Source organism: Bradyrhizobium sp. SRS-191 (assembly GCF_024586915.1).
GTDB lineage: Bacteria > Pseudomonadota > Alphaproteobacteria > Rhizobiales > Xanthobacteraceae > Bradyrhizobium.
The window spans coordinates 115548-139105 of record NZ_JANBVS010000016.1; the positions used below are offsets into that span (position 1 = coordinate 115548).

18 protein-coding genes are annotated in these 23558 nt (G+C 65.6%); 8 read left to right on the forward strand and 10 right to left on the reverse strand.

The window, feature by feature from the left end; all coding sequences use genetic code 11:
- Positions 1-16 precede the first annotated feature (16 nt).
- The 4 genes from NLR35_RS25475 to hpaH are packed head-to-tail and all read right to left on the reverse strand — an operon-like array spanning position 17 to position 3659.
- Positions 17-886, reverse strand: a complete 870-nt coding sequence (locus NLR35_RS25475; RefSeq protein ID WP_257169279.1) for a fumarylacetoacetate hydrolase family protein — start codon at positions 884-886, stop codon at positions 17-19.
- Between the two features lie 12 nt (positions 887-898).
- On the reverse strand, positions 899-2437 hold the full coding sequence (gene hpaE / locus NLR35_RS25480; protein WP_257169280.1) for a 5-carboxymethyl-2-hydroxymuconate semialdehyde dehydrogenase: 1539 nt from the start codon (positions 2435-2437) through the stop codon (positions 899-901).
- A complete protein-coding gene (locus NLR35_RS25485; protein ID WP_257169281.1) occupies positions 2430-2828 on the reverse strand; it encodes a 5-carboxymethyl-2-hydroxymuconate Delta-isomerase in 399 nt (132 codons plus the stop codon). The genes hpaE and NLR35_RS25485 overlap by 8 nt, the downstream gene beginning before the upstream one ends.
- Positions 2829-2852: 24 nt before the next feature.
- Entirely contained in the window at positions 2853-3659 is an 807-nt protein-coding gene (hpaH, locus tag NLR35_RS25490) for a 2-oxo-hept-4-ene-1,7-dioate hydratase (RefSeq protein ID WP_257169282.1), read from the reverse strand.
- A 127-nt stretch (positions 3660-3786) separates the two neighbouring features.
- Here hpaH and hpaR point away from each other — a divergent pair, with 127 nt between their 5' ends.
- From hpaR to NLR35_RS25510, 4 genes are all read left to right on the forward strand, one after another.
- Positions 3787-4290 (forward strand): homoprotocatechuate degradation operon regulator HpaR, encoded by a 504-nt coding sequence (gene hpaR, locus NLR35_RS25495; protein WP_257169326.1) that lies wholly within the window; start codon positions 3787-3789, stop codon positions 4288-4290.
- Positions 4291-4466: 176 nt separating this feature from the next.
- Positions 4467-5552, forward strand: coding sequence for a malate/lactate/ureidoglycolate dehydrogenase (locus NLR35_RS25500; RefSeq protein WP_257169283.1), 1086 nt, complete (start codon positions 4467-4469; stop codon positions 5550-5552).
- A gap of 120 nt (positions 5553-5672) precedes the next feature.
- On the forward strand, positions 5673-6452 hold the full coding sequence (locus NLR35_RS25505; protein WP_006613834.1) for an HpcH/HpaI aldolase/citrate lyase family protein: 780 nt from the start codon (positions 5673-5675) through the stop codon (positions 6450-6452).
- 104 nt (positions 6453-6556) lie between these two features.
- The gene (locus NLR35_RS25510; RefSeq protein WP_257169284.1) at positions 6557-8080 is read left to right on the forward strand and encodes a UxaA family hydrolase; all 1524 of its coding nucleotides are present in this window, start codon (positions 6557-6559) and stop codon (positions 8078-8080) included.
- A 195-nt stretch (positions 8081-8275) separates the two neighbouring features.
- Here NLR35_RS25510 and NLR35_RS25515 read toward each other — a convergent pair whose 3' ends face one another.
- Positions 8276-8473, reverse strand: coding sequence for a hypothetical protein (locus tag NLR35_RS25515; RefSeq protein WP_006613836.1), 198 nt, complete (start codon positions 8471-8473; stop codon positions 8276-8278).
- Positions 8474-8911: 438 nt separating this feature from the next.
- On the opposite strand from NLR35_RS25515, the gene NLR35_RS25520 reads away from it, so the two are divergent.
- From NLR35_RS25520 to NLR35_RS25535, 4 genes are all read left to right on the forward strand, one after another.
- Positions 8912-12226 (forward strand): transglutaminase family protein, encoded by a 3315-nt coding sequence (locus tag NLR35_RS25520; RefSeq protein ID WP_257169285.1) that lies wholly within the window; start codon positions 8912-8914, stop codon positions 12224-12226.
- Between the two features lie 30 nt (positions 12227-12256).
- The gene (locus tag NLR35_RS25525; protein WP_257169286.1) at positions 12257-14794 is read left to right on the forward strand and encodes a circularly permuted type 2 ATP-grasp protein; all 2538 of its coding nucleotides are present in this window, start codon (positions 12257-12259) and stop codon (positions 14792-14794) included.
- Positions 14791-15669, forward strand: coding sequence for a transglutaminase family protein (locus NLR35_RS25530; protein ID WP_257169287.1), 879 nt, complete (start codon positions 14791-14793; stop codon positions 15667-15669). Before NLR35_RS25525 ends, NLR35_RS25530 begins: the two co-directional genes overlap by 4 nt.
- 102 nt (positions 15670-15771) lie before the next feature.
- Positions 15772-16152, forward strand: coding sequence for a hypothetical protein (locus NLR35_RS25535; RefSeq protein WP_257169288.1), 381 nt, complete (start codon positions 15772-15774; stop codon positions 16150-16152).
- 476 nt (positions 16153-16628) lie between these two features.
- Here the strand turns inward: NLR35_RS25535 and NLR35_RS25540 are convergent, their stop codons facing one another.
- The 5 genes from NLR35_RS25540 to NLR35_RS25560 form a co-directional block, all read right to left on the reverse strand.
- Positions 16629-17531: an SMP-30/gluconolactonase/LRE family protein gene (locus NLR35_RS25540; RefSeq protein ID WP_257169327.1), complete on the reverse strand. Its 903-nt coding sequence runs from the start codon at positions 17529-17531 to the stop codon at positions 16629-16631.
- Between the two features lie 286 nt (positions 17532-17817).
- Positions 17818-19857, reverse strand: coding sequence for a sorbosone dehydrogenase family protein (locus tag NLR35_RS25545; protein ID WP_257169289.1), 2040 nt, complete (start codon positions 19855-19857; stop codon positions 17818-17820).
- A gap of 14 nt (positions 19858-19871) precedes the next feature.
- Positions 19872-21155: a sodium:proton antiporter NhaD gene (gene nhaD / locus NLR35_RS25550; protein ID WP_257169290.1), complete on the reverse strand. Its 1284-nt coding sequence runs from the start codon at positions 21153-21155 to the stop codon at positions 19872-19874.
- Between the two features lie 104 nt (positions 21156-21259).
- Complete coding sequence (locus NLR35_RS25555; protein ID WP_257169291.1) at positions 21260-22792, reverse strand: cryptochrome/photolyase family protein; 1533 nt, start codon at positions 22790-22792, stop codon at positions 21260-21262.
- Between the two features lie 8 nt (positions 22793-22800).
- The gene (locus NLR35_RS25560; protein ID WP_257169292.1) at positions 22801-23400 is read right to left on the reverse strand and encodes an RNA polymerase sigma factor; all 600 of its coding nucleotides are present in this window, start codon (positions 23398-23400) and stop codon (positions 22801-22803) included.
- Positions 23401-23558: the final 158 nt, after the last annotated feature.

Genomic DNA, 23558 nt, shown 5'->3' on the forward strand with positions numbered 1-23558 from the left:
TGAACTTCCGTCTTGATCAGTTTTCGTCGACGACGCCGTTGCGCAAAGCGCCGACGCCTTCGACTTCGATTTCGATGACATCGCCGGGCGTGAGATAGCGCGGCGGATCAAACCGTGCACCGGCCCCGGTCGGCGTGCCCGTCACGATCACGTCACCGGGGACCAGCGTCGTGAAGGTGGAGATGTAGTTGATGAGGTAGCGGAAGCCGAAGATCAGCCGCGAGGTGCGATCGTCCTGGCGCAGCTCGCCATTGACGCGCGTGGTCAGCCTGACATCGGCGATCTGGCTCTCGCTGGTGTAGGGCACGATCCAGGGCCCGAGGCTGCCGGTGGCGTCGAAGTTCTTGCCCTGCGTCACGTTGAACTTGGCGTGTCGCACCCAGTCGCGGATGGTGCCTTCGTTGCACAAGGTCAGTGCGGCGATGTGATCCAGCGCCTGGGCCTCCGGGATGTGCCGGCCGGCCTTGCCGATGACGAGCACCAGTTCGCCCTCGTAGTCGAGCTGCGGCGAGGCGTGCGGGCGCACCAGCGGCGTCTCGTGGCCGACGAAGGAGCGCGGCGTGCGCATGAACATCGACGGATATTTCGGCGCGTCCTGGCCGTCTTTGTATTCGGCGTTGCGGTCGGGATAGTTGACGCCGATGCAGATGATCTTCTCGGGGGAGGGGATCGGCGGCAGCCAGGTGATCGCATCGAGGCCGTGATCCGGCGACTGGCCGGCGCCGGCCTCGATCAGCCGGGGCAGGGCGCCCGCCGCGATGACTTCGCGCAAGGTCGGATAGTCCTTGCCCAAGCGGGCCGAGAGATCGACGAGGCCTTTGTCGGTGACGAGTCCATAGCGGATGGCGCCGTCGACGGAGTAGGTCGCAAGGCGAGGAGAGGTCATGGGCAGGTCTCCTTACAGGCCGAGCCGCTGGATCTTGTGGGTGCCGCGCGCGAGCGAGACGTGCTTGGTCTCCATGTAGAAGTCGAACGAATAGTCGCCGCCGTCGCGGCCGATGCCCGACGCCTTCATGCCGCCGAACGGGGTCGGCAGGTGGCGGACGTTCTCCGAGTTCAGCCAGATCATGCCGGCTTCCAGCGCGTCCGCCACGCGTAGCGCGCGGCCCATGTCGCCGGTCCACACGTAGCCGGTGAGGCCATATTGAACGTCGTTGGCGATCCCTACCGCGTCGGCTTCGTCGCGGAACGGGATGACGGTCAGGAACGGCCCGAACACCTCCTCCTGCGCCACGCGCATGGTCTGGCTCGCGCCGGTGACCAGCGTCGGCTCGACATAATGTCCACCGCCTGGACCATCGAACCGCTTGCCGCCGACGGCGATGATCGCGCCGTCCTGCCGCGCGATGTCGGCGTAGGAACAGACCTTGGCGAGATGCCGCTCGTGGATCAGCGGTCCGATCTCGGTGGCGGGGTCGAGCGGGTGCCCGACCTTCAGCGCGCGGACACGCGCGGCGAGTTTCGCCGTGAAGGTCTCCGCGATGCTCTGCTGCACCAGTAGCCGGCTCGACGACGTACAGCGCTCACCATTCAGCGAGTAGATCATGAACACGACCGCATCGAGCGCGCGCTCCAGGTCGGCGTCGTCGAACACGATCACCGGATTCTTGCCGCCGAGCTCGAAATGCACGCGCTTCAGGGTGGGCGCGCCCTGCGCCATGATGGCCGATCCCGTCGAGCTCTCGCCGACGAAGCCGATCGCCTTGATGGCGGGATGCTCGGTCAGCGCCTTGCCGGCCTCTTCGCCGAAGCCGTGCACGGTGTTGAGCACGCCGTCGGGAATGCCGGCGTCCTTGGCGAGCTTCGCCAGCCATTGCGCTGTGATCGGCGACCATTCCGCCGGCTTGTGCACGACCGTGCAGCCGGCGGCGAGCGCCGGCGCGATCTTCCAGGTCGACAGCATGAACGGCGTATTCCACGGCGTGATCACGCCGACCGGGCCGATCGGCACCCGCGTCGAGATATTCCAGTGCTCGTCGCTCGGCGTGCTCTGGCCGTCGCGCGCCTCGGTGCATTTGTCGGCGAAGAAGCGGAAATTCTCGGCGGCGCGGATCGCGGCCTTGGCCATGAAGCGATAGGCCTGCCCGGTGTCGATGCATTCGAGCACGGCGATGTCGTCGGCATGAGCCTCGATCGCATCGGCCACGCGGTGCAGCAGCTTGCGCCGCAGCGCCGGCGCCATGTCGCGCCAGGACTTGAAGGCGAGCGCGGCCGAGGTCGCCGCGCGGTCGATGTCCTCGGCATTGCCGCGCGCGACCTTGGCGAGCACGGCATTGTCGATCGGCGACTTCGTCTCGAACGTCGCTCCCGAGATCGCCGGCACCACCTTGCCGTCGATGAAATGGCCGATGCCCTCGTCCTTCAGCTTCGCGAGCAGGGGAGCGGCGCGGTTGAGATTGGCTTTATAGATGTCGGCTTTGGGAGTGGCCTTATCCATGGGATGCCTCCGCTTTCAGGGCGTCGTGGATGTTGTTGCGTTTCCAGCTGGTCGCGCCGTCATTGATCTGCATGTCGAAGGACAGCGCGAATTTGCTGCTGGCGAACACCGGATCGAGGTAATCCGACAATGCCTTGAACACGTGCTCGCCGGCCTTCTGCCGCGCCGGCAGGTCGCGTCCTTCGCCGAGCCGCAGCAGCATGGCGAGAAAGCCGTAGTCGGCCTTGCCATCGGCGATGGCGTAGTGCTCGCAGCGGATGGCACGGACCCGGATGCCGCCGATCGGGAAGATGCCGGTCTCGCTGGCGGACTTGCGGACGATTTCACAGACCGCGGCCATGTCGACGCTGTTGTCGAGATTGGCTGAGTATTCGATGCTGAAATGCGGCATGGTGCGATCGCTCCGGTGCAGGCCTCAGGCGAAGTAACAGCTCACCGTCCCATAGGGACCGTAGTCGGCTTGGATCGTATCGCCCTTGCGCGCCTCGATCGGCCGAATGAAGGAGCCTGCGAGGACCACCTGGCCTGGTTCCAAGGCTAGCCCATGCGCGGCGATCTTGTTGGCGAGCCACGCCACGGCCGTGGCGGGATTGTTCAACACGCCGGCAGCCAGTCCGGTCTCTTCGAGCTGGCCGTTCTTGTAACAAAGTGCGCCGACCCAGCGCAGATCAGTCTCGAGCGGTCGCAAGGGCCGGCCGCCGAGCACGATTCCGGCGTTGGCGGCGTTGTCCGCGATCGTGTCGAAGATCTTGCGCGTCGCCTTGGTCTGGGGATCGACGCGCTCGATCCTGGTGTCGAGAATTTCCAGCGCCGGCACGACGAAGTCGGTCGCGTTGAGCACGTCGAACAGCGTGCAGTCCGGTCCTGCAAGACGATGCTTCATGACGAAGGCCAGCTCGGCCTCGATCCGGGTGGCGATGAAGCGGTCGGACGGCACGATCCCGCCGTCTGCGAAGAACATGTCGTCCAGCAGCACGCCGGAATCCGGCTCGTCGATATCAAGCGCGCTCTGCATCGCCTTCGACGTCAGTCCGATCTTGTGTCCCTTGATGACGCGTCCTTCGGCGACTTTGATGTCGATCCAGGCCTTCTGGATCGCGTAGGCGTCGGCGATCGTGATGTCCGGATAGTCCTGGGACAGCTGCCGGATCTGCCGGCGGGATTTCTCGGCCTGATCAAGGCGCAAGGCGCAGCTGTGAATCTCGTCGCTCGACAGCGGCATGAAACGTATCCTCGAGGAAAACAGATGGCGGCAGTTGATTAACATGTTAAGTTTCAGGCGGCAAACCCAAACGGCGATTGTTGCAGTGCAAATAATCGACGGCGTGTGGGTGGCGGCGAGGGTGATGATGAGCGACAGCAAGGCAAAGGGCTCGAAGGATGCCCGCAAGGTCCCGATGCGCGATTTCTCGCAATCGCTGCCGATGGCGCTGCTGCGGGCGCGCGAGGCGGTCATGCGGCAGTTCCGGCCGAATCTGCGCGCGCATGGGTTGACGGAGCAGCAATGGCGAATCCTGCGTGCGCTGGCGGCGGTCGACGCGATCGAGGTGACGGAGCTGGCGCGCGTCGCTTTCCTGCTTGGTCCCAGCCTGTCGCGCATTCTGCGCGATCTGGAAGCGCGCGGCCTCGTTCAGCGCGAGGTGGATGCGCGCGACATGAGAAGGGGCGTGTTGTCGATTTCGACGAAGGGTTTGAAACTGATTGCGCAGGTTGCGCCTAATTCCGAGGCGATCTACGCCACGATCGCCCGGCGCTATGGTGCACGCAAGCTTGCCGCGCTGCACAAAATGCTGGGCGAGCTCGAGCAGAGCATCGGCGGCGGCGGCGAGGCGGATGCGGGGGACGATGAATGATGCCGTGCTGACGGGAGCAAACATCGCGCAATCGTGCCCCCGATCGGTCCTCATGCTTGGCAGTCACTTCAACAGTTTGATAAGAAGCGATGCAGTCGAGCGGAGAGGGCGTGCGTCGCAGGCATGGCAATCCATGCTAACTCTGCTTCGCATGCTGATCGAACCCGCGAGTTGTCATGGTCACAATCAAGGTTGCGCGCCTCATCGATTTCGTCGCCGACGTCTTCGAACATGCTCACTCCTCGCCGGAGGAGGCGCGCCGGATCGCCACTTACCTCACGACGGCGAATCTCACGGGGCATGACAGCCATGGCGTGATCCGCGTCCCCGTCTACATCCGCTGGCAGAAGATGGGCTCGATCGTCCCCAATCAGACGGCTGACATCGTGGTGGATACGCCCTCACTGGTGGTGGTCGATGGCAAATTCGGCTACGGCCAGACCGTGACACCGCAGGCGGTGAAGATCGGTATCGAGCGCTGCAAGAGGAGCGGCCTGGCCGCGCTGGCGCTGCGTAATTCCGGCCATCTCGGTCGCGTCGGGGACTGGGCAGAAATGGCCGCCGCCGAAGGGCTCGTCTCGATCCATTTCGTCACCGCTGCCGGCTCGCTGCTGGTGGCGCCCTATGGCGGCGTCGAGAAGCGGTTCTCCACTGCGCCTTATTGTGTCGGCATCCCCAGGCAGGGCCAGGATCCGATCGTGCTCGATTTCGCGACCTCCATCGTTGCCGAAGGCAAGGTGCTGGTGGCGAGCCGTGGCGGCAAGAAGCTTCCCAAGGGTGCGCTGATCGATGCCGACGGTACGTTGAGCGAGGATCCCTCCGTGCTTTACGGACCCTACGAGGCGGAAGGCCCGCGCGACCACACCAAGGGGACCGGGGCGATCCGCGCCTTCGGCGAGCACAAGGGCTCGGGCCTCGCCTTCATTTGCGAATTGCTCGGCGGTGCGCTGACCGGCACGGGCGCGACCTCGTCCGGCCGGCGCTTTGCCAACGGCATGCTCGCGATCTACATCGATCCGAAGGTGGTCGATCCCGCCAGCTTCTTCGACGGTGAGATCACCCGCTACACGGATTTCATCCGGGCGACGAAGCCCGTGGCGGGCGTCGATCAGGTGCTGGTGCCAGGCGACGTCGAGCGCAAGACGCGGGCCGATCGTACCGCCAACGGCGTGCCGTTGCCGGATGATACCTGGGCGGCAATCGTGAGTACGGCCCGCGAAGTCGGTGTCAGCGAAGCGAGCATTCAGCGGGCGACATCGTGATGCCGGTGTGACTGCCTGTGGCGCGAAGTATCCGGGGTGAGCAGGATTGCATCGTGCTCGCGCATCGGCGACAACGAGTTCAACAACGTCGATCGAACAACAAGGGAAGGAAACGCAGTCGTGGCGAACAATAAAGTCAAGCAGCTCTGGGCCGAAGGCAAGACGGTGGTGAATGCCTGGCTCGCGATCCCCTCGGGGTTTTCCGCGGAGGTCGTGGCACAGTGCGGCTTCGACAGCGTCACCGTGGATATGCAGCATGGCGTGCAGGACTATCTGTCGATGGTGCAGTGTTTCCAGGCGATGCACGCTCATCCGGTGACCCCGATGGTGCGCGTGCCGTGGAACGAGCCCGGCATCATCGGCAAGGTGCTCGACGGCGGCGCCTATGGCGTGATCTGCCCGATGGTCAATACGCCGCAGGAAGCCCGCAATCTCGTGTCCTATTCGAAGTATCCGCCGAAGGGCGTGCGCTCCAACGGCCCGATCCGCTCGGGCATGTATGGCAGCGCGGGCGAGTACCAGAAGACGGCCAATGACGAGATCGTGCTGTTGCCGATGATGGAGACCAGGACGGCCGTCGAGAACATGGAAGCCATCCTCGACGTCGAGGGCATCGACGGCGTCTATATCGGCCCGTCCGACCTCGGCTTCTCCTACGGCCTCGTGCCGAAGCTCGACCGCGACGAGCCGGAGATCCTCAAGATCTACGAGAAGATCGTGAAGGAGTGCGGCAAGCGCGGCCTCAATCCCGGCATCCATTGCAGCGGCGCCGAAGGCGCGGTGCGCGCCATCAACATGGGCTTCAAGCTGGTGACCTTGTCCAACGAGGTCGGGCTGATGCAGGTCTATGCCCGCCAGCAGGTCGCCCAGACCCGCAAGGACTCCGGCGGCAAGGCGTAAGAGTCGCGAATGGCGAATAGAGAGTAGCGAATAGGGGGTATCTCTGTTCGTTACTCGCCATTCGCTATTCGCTCCCCTTTAGAGTTCAAACGAGAGAGACTGCCATGGCTCCCGCTCCCGTCATCCGGCTTCATCCCGAGGACAGCGTCCTGATCGCGCGGGCGAGCCTGCCGCCAGGACTTGCGGTGGCGGATGGGGTGACCACGGTCGACCGCATCCCGGCGGGGCATAAGGTCGCAGTCCGTCCGATTGCGCAGGGCGAGCCGATCCGCCGTTATGGCCAGATCATCGGCTTCGCCACCGCGCCGATCGCGCCCGGCCAGCACGTTCATACGCAGAACTGCGGCATGGGCGATTTCGCCAAGGACTACGCCTATGGCGTCGACGTCAAGCCGACGCCGAATTTCGATCTTCCCGCGACCTTCGAGGGCATTCGCCGCCCCGACGGCCGCGTCGCGACCCGCAACTACATCGGGCTTCTGACCTCGGTGAACTGCAGCGCGCACGTCGCGAGCCTCGTCGCCGATGTCTTCAAGAGGAATCCGTTCACCGGCGACAATCCGCTCGCCGACTATCCCAATGTGGACGGCGTCGTCGCCCTGACGCACAAGACCGGTTGCGGCATGACGATGGACGAGCCGTTGAAGCTGTTGCGGCGAACCCTCGGCGGCTACGCGCGTCACGCGAACTTCTCTGCGGTGATCGTGCTCGGCCTCGGCTGCGAGGCCAATCAGATCGGCGGCCTGATGGAGGAGCAGAAGCTCGCCGGCCGCCTGCGGGCCATGGACATCCAGGAGGTCGGCGGCACCCGCAAGACCGTGGAGGCGGGCATTGCCTTCGTCAAGGAAGCGCTCACCGACGCCAACAAGGTCCGGCGCGAGACGGTCCCCGCGAGCGAACTGACGGTCGCTCTGCAATGCGGCGGCTCCGACGGTTATTCGGGCATCTCGGCCAATCCGGCGCTCGGCGCCGCCAGCGATCTGCTGGTGCGACATGGTGGCACGGTGATCTTGTCGGAGACCCCTGAGACCTATGGCGCCGAGCATCTGCTGACGCGCCGCGCGGTCAGTCGCGAGGTCGGCGAGAAACTGGTCTCGCTGATGCGCTGGTGGGAGGAGTACACCGCGCGCGAGGGCGCGGAGATGAACGCCAATCCGAGCCCGGGTAACAAGGCCGGCGGCCTCACCACCATTCTCGAGAAGTCGCTCGGCGCGATGGCCAAGGCCGGCAGCACCAATCTGGTGGATGTGCTGCATTACGCGGAAGCCGTCACCAAGAAGGGCTTCGTGTTCATGGACACGCCCGGCTACGATCCCGTCGCTGCGACGGGGCAGGTGGCCGGCGGGGCCAATCTCGTCTGCTTCACCACCGGGCGCGGCAGCGTGTTCGGGTGCAAGCCGGCACCGTCCATCAAGCTCGCGACCAACACGCCGATGTACAAGCGGATGGAAGACGACATGGACGTCAATTGCGGCACCATCCTCGAGGGCGAGGAAAGCGTGCAGGAATGCGGCCAGCGGATCTTCGAATTGATGCTGAAGACGGCGTCAGGGCAGCCGACCAAGAGCGAAAGCTTCGATTTCGGCGGGGCCGAGTTCGCGCCCTGGGTGCTCGGCGCGACGATGTAGCCGGAGGGGACAGCTATTCAGCTGCGGAAGAGGATTGCCGGTTGTTGCTCGACCGGCATCTGATCGCAGCTGGGATCTGTCGCATAGCTGAGACTCGATCGCAACTGAGATCAGATGACAGGCGAGAAGCGCCGCCTCGGTACGCCTGCTCGGGCTGGCCGAGCTGACGCGCGCGTGACAGCGGCGCCGAATAAATTACCGCTGGTGGCCGAGGCCGATGCCGAGCGCCAGGGCCTTCTGACGCAGCGAACCTTCCGTCCGCTTCATCGCCTTGGCGATCTTGGCAACCGGGGTCTTCGACTTCGAGTGCTGCTTCAGCAGCTTGATGTCGGCGGCGGTGTAGGGTTTGCGCGCCAACTTCTTGGTAGCTGCCTTCTTAGCTGTCTTGGCCAACGTGATTCTCCTTTTGGCAATGGGCGTCCTAAATAGCACGTGTAGTCGAGCTATCAAGCGATTGCGGCGAATGCAACGCTATTAGTTCTTGTTAGTTCATATTTCGGGGTTAATCCCTGCTATTGCAGCGTGGTCAATCTTCCGTGACCATGTTCGGGCCGTCCCTGTGGACAACTCCGATGGAACAGGGGGCGAGGGGTTGTTTGTTCTACTCTCGTTCTTGTTAGGACGCCTGAGCAGGTCATGGTCTCGCCGCAAAAGCCACCGCTGCGTGCAGTTCAGACACATGAGCGTGGTCGCAGGGGAGATCGAACGTGGCCCGAAAGGCCAGCTTTCTGGTTCGGGACGGTTCAATAGGCAGCTCTGCCCTTTGTTAGTGCTTGATCCCTGAGCACGGCAATGTTCTGCTCAAAAAAGTTGCTGGAGCGGTGAACCCACGTGTCAATCTACGTCGCATTACATCACGTCACTCATTATAAGTATGATCGTCCGGTCGAATTGGGCCCGCAGACCATCCGCCTGCGCCCGGCACCACATACCAGGACCCCGGTGCTGAGCTATTCGCTCAAGGTCACCCCTCCGAACCATTTCGTGAATTGGCAGCAGGACCCGCAAGGCAACTGGCTCGCGCGCTATGTTTTTCCCGAGAAGGTGAACGAACTGAAAATCGAGGTGGATTTCACGGCACAGATGACCGTGATCAATCCGTTCGATTTCTTCGTCGAGCCTTATGCGGACAGCTTTCCCTTCGCCTACCCGGAGGGGCTGAAAACGGAACTCGCGCCCTATCTCGAAACGATCGAGCCCGGTCCGCTGTTCGCAGCCTACTTGAAGTCGATCCCGCGCGAGGCGGACAACACGGTCAACTATCTCGTCGATCTCAATGCACAGTTGCAGAAAAAGATTCGTTATATCATTCGTATGGAGCCTGGCGTTCAGACGCCGGAGGAGACGTTGTCTTCGGCGGCCGGCTCCTGTCGCGACTCGGCTTGGCTATTGATACAGACACTGCGGCATCTTGGGCTCGCCGCGCGCTTCGTGTCCGGCTATCTGATTCAGCTTCGTCCCGACATCGATCCGGTCGAAGGCCCGGTCGAGGTGGAGAGCGATTTCACCGACCTGCATGCCTGGGCCGAGGTCTATCTGCCCGGTGCTGGGTGGATCGGTTTCGACGTGACGTCGGGCATGCTCGCCGGCGAGGGGCACATCCCGGTTGCTGCGACTCCTCACTATCACTCGGCCGCGCCGATCAGCGGCAGCGCCGGAGTTGCCGAGGTCGAGTTCGCCTTCGAGATGAACGTGAGGCGGATTCGCGAAGCGCCGCGGATCACGCGACCTTTCTCCGATGAGTCCTGGGACAGGCTCGACCGGCTCGGCGAGGCCGTCGATGCCGATCTCGCTGCTCACGATGTCCGCCTGACCATGGGTGGAGAGCCGACCTTCGTGTCGATCGACGACATGGAGTCCGCGGAGTGGAATACGGCTGCGGTCGGGCCGGCCAAGCGCGGGCTGGCTGACAGCCTGATCAGGCGTCTGCGCGAGCGTTTCGCGCCGGGCGGCCTGCTGCATTATGGCCAGGGCAAGTGGTATCCCGGCGAAAGCCTGCCGCGCTGGGCCTTCGGACTGTACTGGCGCAAGGATGGCGAGCCGATCTGGCGCAATCCGGACCTGATCGCCAGCGTCGACGGCCCGCGCATGGCGACGATCGCGGACGCCGAGCGTTTTCTCGATACGACGGCGGAGACGCTGGGACTCGAGCCCGACTACGTGCTGCCGGCGTTCGAGGACCCCGCGCATTGGCTGCAAAAGGAAGCGGCGCTTCCTGAGAATGTCGATGCGCTCGACTCGAAGCTCGACGATCCGGAAGAGCGCGCCCGCATGGCGCGCGTGTTCGACGAGGGGCTGCATATTCCGCGTGGCTTCGTGCTGCCGATCCAACGCTGGAATGCCGAGGCGAAGCGCTGGCGCAGCGAACGCTGGGGTCTCCGGCGCAAGCGGCTGTTCCTGATTCCCGGCGACTCGCCGCTCGGTCTGCGGCTGCCGATCAATTCGCTGGTCTACATCCCGCCGGAAGATTTCCCGTATATTCACGAGCAGGATCCGATGGAGCAGCGCGGACCGCTGCCGGCCTACGCGCAGGGCCGCCCCGTGATCGTCCCGCAGGTGCCGCCGCTGAAGACGCTCGATCGGCCGCCGCAACAACAGCAGGACGTTCAGTATCAGTATTGGGGCGGGCTCGGCGTGCGCACCGCGATGTCGGTGGAGATCCGCGACGGCATTCTCTGCGTCTTCATGCCGCCGGTGGAGACCATCGAGGATTATCTGGAGCTGATCGCGACCGTCGAGGCGACGGCGGAGGCGATGCAGATCAAGGTTCACGTCGAAGGTTATGCGCCGCCATTCGATCCGCGCATCGACGTCATCAAGGTGACGCCCGATCCGGGCGTCATCGAGGTCAACATCCAGCCTGCCCAGAGCTGGCGCGAGGCGGTCGACATCACCTTCGGACTCTATGAGGACGCTGCCAAGACGCGGCTCGGTGCCAATCGCTTTCTGATCGACGGCCGTCACACCGGCACCGGCGGCGGCAATCATGTCGTGGTCGGCGGTTCGTCGCCGCCGGATTCGCCGTTCCTGCGCCGGCCCGATCTGCTCAAGAGCCTCGTGTTGTATTGGCAGCGCCATCCGGCGCTGTCCTATCTGTTCTCCGGCATGTTCATCGGGCCGACCAGCCAGGCGCCGCGCATCGACGAGGCGCGCCATGACAGTCTCTATGAGTTGGAGATCGCGCTCGCCAATGTGCCCGCTGCGGGGCAGAGCGTGCCGTTGTGGCTGGTCGATCGCCTGTTCAGGCATCTCCTGGTCGACATCACCGGCAACACGCATCGCTCTGAGATCTGCATCGACAAGCTGTATTCGCCGGAAGGGCCGACGGGCCGCCTCGGTCTCGTCGAATTCCGCGCGCTCGAAATGCCGCCCGATCCGCGCATGTCGCTGGCCCAGCAACTGCTGATCCGCGCGCTGATCGCCAAGCTGTGGCGTGAGCCGCAGGACGGCAAGTTCGTGCGCTGGGGCACGGCGCTGCACGACCGTTTCATGCTGCCTCACTTCATCTGGGAAGACTTTCTTGATGTGCTGGATGAGCTTCGCTCGTCCGGCTACGACTTCTCGCCGGAGTGGTATCAGGCACAGCTCGAGTTCCGTTTTCCGACCTTCGGCCGCGTGCAGCATGGCGGCGTGACCCTGGAGCTGCGCCAGGCGCTGGAGCCCTGGCACGTGCTGGGCGAGGAGGGCACTGCGGGCGGCACCGTGCGCTATGTCGATAGCTCGGTCGAACGACTTCAAGTGAAAGCTGAAGGCTTCATCGAAGGCCGCCATCTCATCACCTGCAATGGTAGGAGGATGCCGATGACCCCGACAGGCCGCTCCGCCGAGGCGGTCGCGGCGGTTCGCTTCAAGGCATGGCAGCCCGCGTCCGGCCTGCACCCGACCATTCCCGTGCATTCGCCGCTGACCTTCGACCTGATCGACACCTGGAACGGCCGTTCGCTCGGCGGCTGCGTCTATCACGTGGCCCATCCCGGCGGCCGCAACTACGACACCAAACCGATCAACTCCTATGAGGCTGAGGCGCGGCGGCTCGCGCGATTCCAGGATCACGGCCACACTCCCGGACGAATCGCACTGCCGCCGGAAGAACGCACAAATGAATTCCCCATGACCCTCGACTTGCGCAGGCCGCTCCGGCATTGATTGGGGAGAGTTTGTGCGGAGGAGCAGGGCATGGACGGCCCGAGCGGCCAGGACCAGGGAGCGACACCCGCCGCCGGTCGGCCGGCGGCGCGCCCTCCGCTGCGCCGCGCCGCCCAATGGGCCCGTGATTATGCCCGGCTGCCCGGCATTCCCGACGAATTCATCGGGGCTGACGGCCAGCCGCGCCCGGTCTGGACGCGCTTCGCCGACACCTTCGCCGCACTCGCGCCGACCGATATCGAGCGTCGCTTTGCCTCGGCCGACCGGCACCTGCGTGAGGCGGGAGTCACCTATCGCTCGCCCGGCGACAATGCCGAGCGCTCCTGGCCGCTGAGCCATCTGCCGCTGCTGATCGACGAGGCCGAGTGGGCGCAATTGTCCCAGGGCATCGTGCAGCGCGCCGAGCTCCTGGAGCGCGTGCTGCAGGACATCTATGGCGAGGGACGGCTGATCGCGAGCGGCGCGTTGCCCGCGGCCGCCGTCGCCGGCTCCAGCGAATATCTGCGCCCCGTCTGCGGCATCAAGCCGCCGGGCGGCCGCTTCCTCAGTATCTACGCCGCCGACATCGGCCGTGGCCCCGACGGCCGCTGGTGGGTGCTGAACGACCGCACGCAGGCGCCGTCGGGCATGGGCTATGCGCTCGAGAACCGGCTGGTGCTGTCGCGCGCGTTCTCATCGATCTACAAGTCGATGAATGCCGAGCGCCTCGCGCCGTTCTTCGAGACCTTCCGCGACGCGCTGCGCGCCAGCGCCGATCGCGACGAGCCGCGCATCGGCGTGCTCACGCCGGGCACCTTCAGCGAGACCTATTTCGAGCACGCTACGCTGGCGCGCTATCTCGGTTTCCTGCTGGTCGAAGGCGATGACCTCGCCGTCAGCGGCGACCGCGTGCACATCCGCACCGTGGCCGGGCTGAAGCGGCTCGACGTGCTGCTGCGGCGGCTGGATTCCAACTCGCTCGATCCGCTCGAGCTCGACGCCGCCTCGCGGCTCGGCGTCGCCGGCCTGATGGACGTCGTGCGCAAGGGCGGCGTCGTGCTCGCCAACATGCCGGGCTCCGGCGTGCTCGAGGCGCGCGCGCTGCTCGGCTTCCTGCCGAGCCTGTCGCGGCGCGTGCTCGGCGAGGATCTCAAGATCCCGCATATCGCGACCTGGTGGTGCGGACAGAAATCGGCGCGCGACGAGGTGCTGTCGCGGCTCGAGGATTTTGCCATCGAGGGCGCCTATGGCCGCGCGGTGCCGGGCATCGCGAGCAGCGGGCCCGTGCTGGCCGGCGAGCTTTCGGCGGCCGAACGCGATCGCCTGCGCGCGGCGATCAGCCAGCGCGGCATCGACTATGTCGGACAGGAGGTGGTGCGGCTGTCGACGACGCCGGTGTGGGAAGGCGGGCGGATCGCGCCACGGCCGTTCGTGCTGCGCGTGTTCGCGGCCGTGACGCCCGACGGCAGCTGGACCGTGATGCCCGGTGGTTTCTGCCGCATTGCCGACAAGCTCGATGCGCGCGCGATCTCGATGGGCGACGGCGCGCGCGCGGCCGACGTCTGGGTGGTCGGCGACAAGGCGGTGGCGGCACGCAGCCTGTTGCCCGGGTCCGACAATGTCCGCATCCGCCGCATCGCCGGCGTGCTGCCGAGCCGCGCCGCCGACAACCTGTTCTGGCTCGGCCGCTATCTCGAACGCACCGAGGCGACGTTGCGTCTGATCCGCGTGCTTGCCGCGCAGAACCGCGACCCCGGCAAGGATTCGCCGGCTCAGCTCAACACCGCCGAGCGTATCCAGCGGCTGCTGCTCGCCTGGGGCGCCATCTCGCAGACGTCCCGGATGCGGGGCGCGCAGGCGGCCGCCGAGGCGCTGCAATCGGAAGCGCGGTTCGGCTCCGCACTGTCGCTGCTCAGATCCGCCCAGCGCACCGCCACCTCGCTGCGCGAGCGGCTGTCGCCTGACGCCTGGCAGGTCATCACCGAGATGCCGGGACGGCTGGCGCAGGAGGCTGAGGACGAGGATGCTGTCGTCAGCACGGCCGAGTTCATTCTGGAGAAGCTTGCAAGCTTTGCCGGTCTTGCCCAGGAGAACATGAACCGCGCCGCCGGCTGGCGCTTCCTCGACATGGGGCGCCGCGCCGAGCGCGCCATCAACACCGCGCGCTTCGCGCGGCAGTTCGGCTATGACGAGGCGACGCCCGAGGATCTCGACGTCCTGCTGACCTTGGTCGACTGCCAGATCACCTATCGCTCGCGCTACCTGATCGGCCCCTCGCTGGCACCGATCCGCGATCTCGTCGTGCTCGATCTCTACAATCCGCGCTCGGTTGCCTTCCAGATCGAGACCTTGAACGAGCACATCGCGGGTCTCCCGATCCTGAAGGAGAACGGGTTGATCGAACGGCCGCAGCGGCTGTCGGTGTCGCTGGGCGCGCGGCTCACGGCGGCCGAAGCCGCGCATCTCGACGGCCGGACGCTGTTCGGTCTGGAGCAGGACCTGCTCAATCTGTCGGAGGCGATCGGACAGCATTACTTCCCGCACGGGCCGAATGCGACGCGGCCGGAAAAGCTCACGGGCCTCGCGTGATCTACGACATCCGGCATGTCACCACCTACGAGTATGAGAGCGCGGTCAGCTTCGCGCGCTGCTCGCTCCGGCTGGAGCCTCTGAGCGGCGATGGTCAGGAGCTGATCTCGCACAGCGTCGACATCCGGCCGCGTCCGTCGGAGCGCACCGCGCGGCGCGACTTCTTCGGCACGCTGACCGAGAGCATCGTCATCGACACCCAGCATCGCCATCTGCGCATCGATTCGCGCTCCCGCGTGAAGCTGTCGCGCAGCTCTCCGGACCGCGATGCGCCGAGCATGGCCTGGGAGCGTGTGCGCGACGCGGCGTTCGAGGCCACCAGCCTCGGCCCGTCATCGCCGATCGGCTACGTCTTCGCCAGCGCGCTGGTGCCGGTGCTGAAGCCGGTGACGGACTACGCGGCCGAGAGTTTTACGGCCGGCATCGGCATCGTGGCGGGCGCGGCCGACTTGATGAGGCGCATCCGCAAGCAGTTCAAATACGATCCCAAGGCCACGGTGATCTCGACGCCGCTTGCCGAGGTGTTCGACAATCGTCACGGTGTCTGCCAGGACTTCGCGCATGTCATGATCGCAGGCCTGCGCGGCCTCGGTTTGCCGGCCGCCTATGTCAGCGGTTATCTGCGGACCATTCCGCCGGAGGGCGAGCCTCCGCTGCAGGGCGCCGACGCCACGCATGCCTGGGTGTCGCTGTGGTGCGGTGAGACGCTCGGCTGGATCGGCTTCGATCCGACCAACGATCTCGTGGTCGGCAATGATCACATCATTCTCGGCATGGGCCGCGACTTCTCGGACGTCTCGCCGGTCGACGGCATCATCGTCGGCTCGCCCAAGCAGAAGCTGGGCGTCGCTGTGGACGTCGTCCTGGTCGAGTAGGACGGTTCCCGCCTTGGGAACCTCCGGAACATTTTTCCCGCATCTCACTTGATCCGCCCGAGGGGCCCGAACGGGGGCTGGACAACCCTTTCGAGCGATGGAGTGATCGATATGAAGCGTGTTGCAATCCTCATTGGCCTCGTCGGCGCCTGTGTCGCCGGCTCTGCCTCTGCCCAGCCGAGCGCGAACCTCACCGGCACCTACCGCTGCATCCAGATGTGCCGCGACGGCATGATCGGCGCGCCGGCCTTCGTGACCCAGAACGGCGATTCGGTGAACCTGACCACCGAGACCGGCGAGTCGCTTCAGGCTACGCCGGACTGGAATGCGCCGAACAGCCGGCTGTGGATCGACGCGCGCGACGAAAGCGCGGTGTATTCGCCGGACGGCATGCGCATCCAGTTCGACGACGGCCGCGTCTGGCAGCGCGACCTGCCGCCGCCGCTGATCGTCCAACGCGGGCCGGTGGTGTACGGGCGGTAAGCATTTCGCGATGACGCTCGGCCCATCCTAGTGGTTGCACGCATGCGCAGATGACGTCGTGCAGGCAAGGGTCGAGCAGTTTGCGTCATCATCGGTGTCGTCCCGGCGAAAGCCGGGACCCATAACCACCGCCGCCTATTGTGGGAAGTGCTGGGAACTCCGAATGTGCCTCGCACAACTGCCTGTGGGTATGGGTCCCGGATCGGCGCTGCACCAACGCTGTCGCGTTGGCGCAGCTTGTCCGGGACGACAGCGAGTGTGTTAGGCGACTTTCTACGACATCAGCTTTGAATTCTCTCCACGATTGCGCTGTGGCGTACGCCTCCGCTGTCATCGGCGGCGACGGCGGAGATCCAGTATTCGCAGGCAGAGGTGATAGTCGAGAAGTCGCGGCGTACTGGATGACCTGCGCGGGCATGACGGCGAGGGTGCGGTGGCGTGCTTGCGAAAAATCATCTGCCGGTCGCTCGCCAGCGTCAGCACACGTGTCGCTGCAGGCAATGCTCACGGCCTTCGACATCCGTGCGGAAGGATTCGATGAAGCCGCCCTGGCGCTGGGTCACATACACGGTCTTGCCGTCGCTGCCGCCGAAGGCGAGGTTGGTCGGCTCTTTGGCCTTGAGCGCGATGTCTCGGGTCACACGGCCATCGGGCGCGAGCACGGCGATCGTGCCCTTCAGGATGCGGGCGACGAGCAGGCGGCCGCTGACATCCGTGCGCAGGCCGTCGATCGTGTTCGGCTCGAACTTGGTGATCAGCTTTGGCCGCGTCAGCGCATCACCTTCAATGGCGTAGGACCAGATCTCGCCGCTGTTGGACTCGCCGACATAGAGCGTGCGGCCGTCGGGGCTGAGGTCGATGCCATTGGTCGTGCCCATCGCGCGCGGCGCGGTCATGGCCACGCCTTGCATCGCGCCGTCCGGGCCCTTCGCGATCCGCCAGATGCGGCCGCTGCGCGCCTTGAAGGCCGGATCGCTCGCATAGATCGTGCCGTCGCGCGCCAGCGTGATGTCGTTGGGCTGGCTCATCTCGTCGGCATGGAAGACGAGTTGCGGCTCGGTGGCGCCGGGGGCGATGGCGAAGATGTTGTGGCGCTTGTAGTCGGCGATGAACATCGTGCCCGCGGCATCGATGCGGATGGCGTTGCCGATGCTGCCTTCGGGCAGCTCGGTATACTTCTCCGACGCTGACGCTTCGGGCGCGAGTTTGCCGATGGTGCCGGCCTTGCCGAAATTGACGACGTAGAGATTGCCGTCGCGGTCGACGGCGGGGCCCTCGATGCCGAAGGTGTATTCGCCGGACGGCGTGAGCTGGGTGCTCTCGAACAGTTTGGGAGCGGCGAGGGCGGGGGTGATAGCAAGGACGAGAACAGCCGCCAAGCGCGAGATGCGTAGGGTGGGCAAAGGCGCGGGGCGCCGCCGCCTGCGCGGAAACGCGCTCGCGTGCGCGCCGTGCCCACCATCACGGGCGCCGGTGCTCGCGGCCGGTGGGCACGCATCGCCTTCGGCGGTCGCTTTGCCCACCCTACGGGCGCCGTGCTTGTCATGGACGGCGGTGCCCGGAGTGACCCCCACCCCCGACCCCTCCCCGCAAGGGGGAGGGGAGGGCAGCGTGCGCGTGGTGATGTCGAGTTTCAAATCCGGCGTCGCATCATCAGCCGCCTTGTCAGAGCGGCACCAGGAACTGCTGTTGGATGTAATAGCCATTGTCGTCCGTGCAGGTGCCGTTGAGGTAGGTGTCGGCGGGCCGGAAGAAACGGCTGAAGCCGGGCTTATTGACGGCAGAGCTTTCTGTCACGATGACAATCTTGCCGAACGGGATCTCGCCGCATTCGCGGCCATCCCGGGCGAAGAACTTGCGATGCGGCGGGCCGCCGGGCTTGATCCGCATCCGCCTGCCTGGAACCATGCGCGCGACGAGGTCGTCGGCGACATCAAGCAGTTTGGCGTAGCCTGGTTCCGTTTTGGGGAGGTTGGCCCCCGGCGGCATCTGCCGTTCGGCGCCGAGCCCGCGCAGCCGCTGGCGGAGGCGGCCGGACTCTGGATCGCCCGGATAGATCCAGCCGTCCTGAGCCAGCATGAAGCCGAGGGCCGCGCGGTCGCGGTCCTTGTCGGATTGTCCGGGCTTCAGGCCGAACTCCGAATGGCAGCCGCTGCAATGTTTCTCGATCAGGTTCTTGCGCACCCTCGTCAGCCGGGCGCGGCTTGCGGCATCGCCGTCGACGAACGCGACCAACTGCTCGATCTGCTGACTGCTCCTGGTGTCGCAGGGGAGCGGCTCGGGCGGCGGCTCGGTGGTGCGATCGATCCGGATCACGGTCTGGTTCTTGTCCTCGACCAGCCAGATGGCGCCATCGTCGGCGATGGTCATGCCGACCGGCGCGCCTTGCGGGCGGATACCGTTGACGCGATGCCAGCCGGAGATGATCTCGTCGAAGGCGGCAGCGGGCGCGGGACCCGCGGACGTCTGGAACGCGCGGGTCGGCTCGGCGGCGCAGCTGACGTGATAGCGCACCGGCGGCGGGCTGACCTTCGGGAAGCCGCGCTCGTCGACCTCATAGGCGAGCAGGCGGCTGCCCGTGGGACGATAGCCGTGGAGGCCGACCAGCAGCTTGCCTCTGAGGTCGTCGAAGCGCTCGCCGGTGTAGTAGAGCATGCCGAGCGGTGCGCCATGCGGCGGCAGCAGCGACCAGGGCTGCTTGTAGAGCGCGGTCGTCCTGCAGAAATCCTTGAGGGAGCCCGACTGTAGCACGCGCTTGAACTCCGGGCTCGCGGTCGAGAGGTCGTAGCAATAGGGCCAGCCATAGTGCCGGCCCTGCTCGATGGCGTTGATCTCCTCGTTCGGTGCGAACACGTCCTGCAGGTCGCGCGCGTTCTCGCCTTGCAGGAAGGCGGCGCCGGGATCGGGAAAGCGCGGATGCAGCGCCAGCGCCATCGAGTTGCGCAGGCCGCGCGCAAAGACTTGATGTGGCGGATTCGGATCGCCGGATTGCAGTGCCGGGAAAATGCCGCCCGCCGGTGGCATGTACAGCCAGATCGCAGCGAGCGGCGAGGCGCCTTCGGCGGCCGCGCACCGATCCGGCGCCGAGGACAGGCAGTTGTCGCTGTGCGAGCCGACATTGACGAACAGCCGCCCGGTCCGGTCGAACGCGAAGGCCTTCAACGGATGCGCGCTCTCGGTGAGGCGTGTGCCGTCCGGCAGCGTGAGCCTGCGTCCAGGCAGGTCGCGAATGATGGTCTCGATCGTCGCCTTCGGATTGGCGGCGAGGGCATCGAATCGAAAGATCGATGTGTCGGTCGATGCGTAGATCTTGCCCTCGGGACCGACGGCGAGACCGAACGGGTAGGACAGCCGCGTGATGATCTCGCGCACGCGCTGGCCCGCGGGCGCTGAGGGATCAAGCATCAGCAGCCGCCCGTCATCATGGCCCCAGCCGCCCATGTCGGCGACCACGAACAGCTGACGGCCTGGGATCTGCACGATGCTGCGGGGAAATCTCAGGCCATCGTCATGGCTGGCGACGAGGCCGGCGCAGAAGCCGGCCTTCATGTCGATCCTGAGCCGCGGAAAGGCGAGGGGTGCCTCGCCGCAGCTCGCTGCGCTCAATGCATAGCCGCTCCTGACCGTCACGTCGTCAGCGAGGACGCAGGTCGCGCCCAGCAGCACGGTCGCGACCACGGCAAGGATGCGCCACGACCAGTCCATGCGATCCGATCCGCTCAGTGCAGCAGATTGTATTGAATGATGTAGGCCGCAGCGCCGGCGAAATAGCCGAGCAGCGCAATGCCGCTGATGCGGCGGACATACCAGAAGAAGTGAATGTTCTCGAGCCCCATCGCGGCGACGCCCGCGGCCGAGCCGATGATCAGGATCGAGCCGCCGGTGCCGGCGCAATAGGCGACGAACTCCCACAGGAAGCTGTCCGGCGGATATTGGCTGAGGCTGTACATGCCCATGGAAGCGGCGACCAGCGGCACGTTGTCGATGACGGCGCTGGCGAGGCCCAGCACGATGACGATCAGGTCGAGCCGGCCGACGGTGCGGTCGAGCCATTGCGCCAGCGCCTGCAGGATGTGGGTGTGCTCGAGGGCGGCAACCGCCAGGAGGATGCCGATGAAGAACACGATCGACGGCATGTCGATCCGCGTCAGCGCATGCACCAAAGTGAGGCGCTGCTTCTGTTCGGAGGCCTTCTCGCGATGGATGATCTCGCCCACCATCCACAAGAGGCCAAGGCCGAACAGGATGCCCATGAACGGCGGCAGGTGGGTCACCGCCTTGAACAGCGGCACGGCGACCAGGATGCCGAGCCCCATGAAGAACATCAGGTTGCGCTCGAATGGGCGGATCGGGCTCATGGAGGCGAGGCCTGCGCTGGCTGGCGGCACCAGCTGCTTGCCGCGCAAACTGAAGCTCACGACGGCGAGCGGCACCAGCAGGTTCAACAGCGACGCGATGAACACCGACTTCATGATCGCGAGCGGCGTGATCTGGCCGCCGATCCACAGCATCGTGGTGGTGACGTCGCCGATCGCCGACCAGGCGCCGCCGGCATTGGCCGCGATCACGATGATCGCAGCGAACACCAGCCGGTCCTCGTCGCGGCCGGACAGCTTCTTCATCAGCGACACCATCACGATCGCGGTGGTGAGGTTGTCGAGCATGGCGCTGAGGAAGAAGGTGACGAAGCCGACGAGCCAGACCAGCGTGACCTGGTTGCGGGTGCCGATCATCGAGGTCACGACCTCGAAGCCGTTATGGGCGTCGATCACCTCGACGATGGTCATGGCGCCGATCAGGAAGAAGATGATCTGGGCGGTCGAGGCGACGGAGTCGTTGAGCTCGGCCGCGACCGTCTGGGTTGTGGCGCCCATCACCGCATAGATGGTCCACATCAGCCCGGCGCCGACCAGGGCGGTGGCGGCCTTGTTGATGCGGAACGGATGCTCCAGAGCCACCACGGCATAGGCGAGCGCGAAGACGGCGACGATGGCGGCGGTCATGCGGTATTCCAGGCTGGGATCGGCAGGGGCGGGAAGGAACTGCCCAAGATATGACCGATCGTCCGTCCGCCAGCAAGCCGCGAGCGTCGTTCAGGCGGGAGGACTCAGACCATCGCCGCCGTGATGGTGTCGGCGTGGCTGCGGATGGCCCGGATCTCCGCAGCGCTGCGGCGCTCGAGATTGACGTATTGGTTGCGCATCCGGCCGTTGTTGGCGAAGCGGCGGCGGTGCTTGGCGAGGAAGCTCCAATACAGCGTCGTGAACGGGCAGGCCTTGTCGCCGGTCGCCTGCTTCGGGTCGTAGCGGCAGTTGCGGCAATGGTCGCTCATGCGGTCGATGTAATGGCCCGAAGCCGCATAGGGCTTGGTGCCGACGACCCCGCCATCGCCATGCTGGCTCATGCCGAGCGTGTTGGGCAGCGACACCCAGTCGATGGCGTCGTGGAACATCGACATGTGCCAGAGATGCACGTCGTAGGGCCTGACGCCGAGCAGCATCGCGAACAGGCCGAGCACCATCAGCCGCTCGATGTGATGCGCATAGGCATGGTCGATGGTGTGGCCGATCGCCTGCGACAGGCAGCGCATCTCGGTCTCGCCGGTCCAGTAGAACCGCGGCATCGGCAGATTGGCGTCGAGCGCGTTCTCGTCGGCGTAATGGGGCATGCGCTGCCAGTAGATGCCGCGGACGAACTCGCGCCAGCCGATGATCTGGCGCACGAAGCCTTCGAGCGCGTTGAGCGGCGCGTTGCGGTTGGCGAGGGCGGCGTCGACCACCTCGCGCGGATTGAGCATATGCAGGTTCAGCGCGCCGGATAGCCGCGAGTGATACAGGAACGGCTCGTCGGTCAGCATCGCGTCCTGATAGGTGCCGAACAGCGACAGCCGCCAGGCGACGAAGTCCGACAACTCGGTCAGCGCGTCGACGCGCGACACCGGCAGATCAAAGCGCTCGAGCCTGCCGGGGCTGTTGGAGAAGCGGGATGCGACCAGCTTGATGACATCCTTGGTGATCGCATCGGGCGCGTAGGATCGCGGAACGGGGATCGGCGGCCGCGACTTGCCGAATCCCTTGCGATTCTCGGCGTCGAAATTCCAGCTGCCGCCGATCGGCCGGCCGCTGTCGTCGATCAGGAGCCCGGTCTTGCGCCGCATCGCGCGGTAGAACGTCTCCATGATCGGGCGCGGATGGCGCTCGGTGAAGGCGTCGAATTCGTCGGCGGTGCACAGGAAGTGGCGGTCGATGCGGAATTCCGGCCGCTGCGGCAGCTTGCGCAAGCTCCCGCGCACGCGGAAATCGCCGGGCTCCAGCATGATCGTCGCCTCGGGCTGCAGCAGAGCCTGGTGCCGCGCGATCTCGCTATCGAGCGCGCCGGTGTTGGCGGGATCGTCGAGCCGCACGTAATGCACGTTGCGGCCGCGGGATTCGAGATCGGCGTGGAAGTGGCGCATCGCTGCGAAGAAGAAGGCGATGCGCATCTTGTGCTGCGGGACGTAGGTCGCCTCGTCGGTAACCTCCATCTGGAGCACGACGTCCTGCTCCGGATCGAAGCCGTCGAACGCGGCCGAGTCCGCATCGAGCTGGTCGCCCAGCACGACGACGAGATGCCTGATCTTGATAGGATGCGCCTTGGCCATGCGGCAGATCAGGCCGCCGCGGCGGTGACGGGGGAGGCCTGGCCGAGGCAGTCCTTGCGCACCGTGATCAGGCTGCGATGCAGCCAGGTCTTGATGGTGCCGACCGGCACGCCAAACCGCTCCGATAGCCGCGTCCGGCTTTCGCCCTCGAGATAAGCAAGCGCGAGCAGCCGCCGGCGCTCCTCCGGTAGCCGCTTGAGCGCCTCGCGGGCGATCGGTTCCGCCTGCGCGTAGTCGAACTCGTCGTCGGTGTGGGCGGCGGCGGGATCGGCGACCGAAAGCGCCTCGTCGAGCTCCGAGGTCGGCATGCCGGTCGCCCGCAGGCTGTCGATCGCGGTGTTGCGCATGATCGTGCACATCCACGTAATCGGCGAGGCTCGCGCCGGATCGAAGCTCGCGGCATGACGCCAGATCTTCACATAGCCGTCCTGCAGGATGTCATCGAGGTCGGCCGAGGAGGGCAGCAGGGCACGCACGGTCTTGCGCATCTTCACGAGGGTTGCGGCATGGAGCTCGGCAAAAGCCTGTTCGTCGTTGCGTCCGGCGCGAGCCAGAAGGGCGCTGAGATGTGCGACGTAGCTCTTCCGGTCCGCGCTTGCTGATCGCATCCTTCTCCTCCATCCGCTTCCTCGATCGAAACGGGGCAGGAAGTGATGCGGATCACCGCCAACGTGCAGGCGTCATGCTGGGAGCGCAACTGGCGGATCATCCAGACGAGTGAGTTCGTCTGAATCACGTCATGGTGCTCGCAGCGATGGGCGAGGGG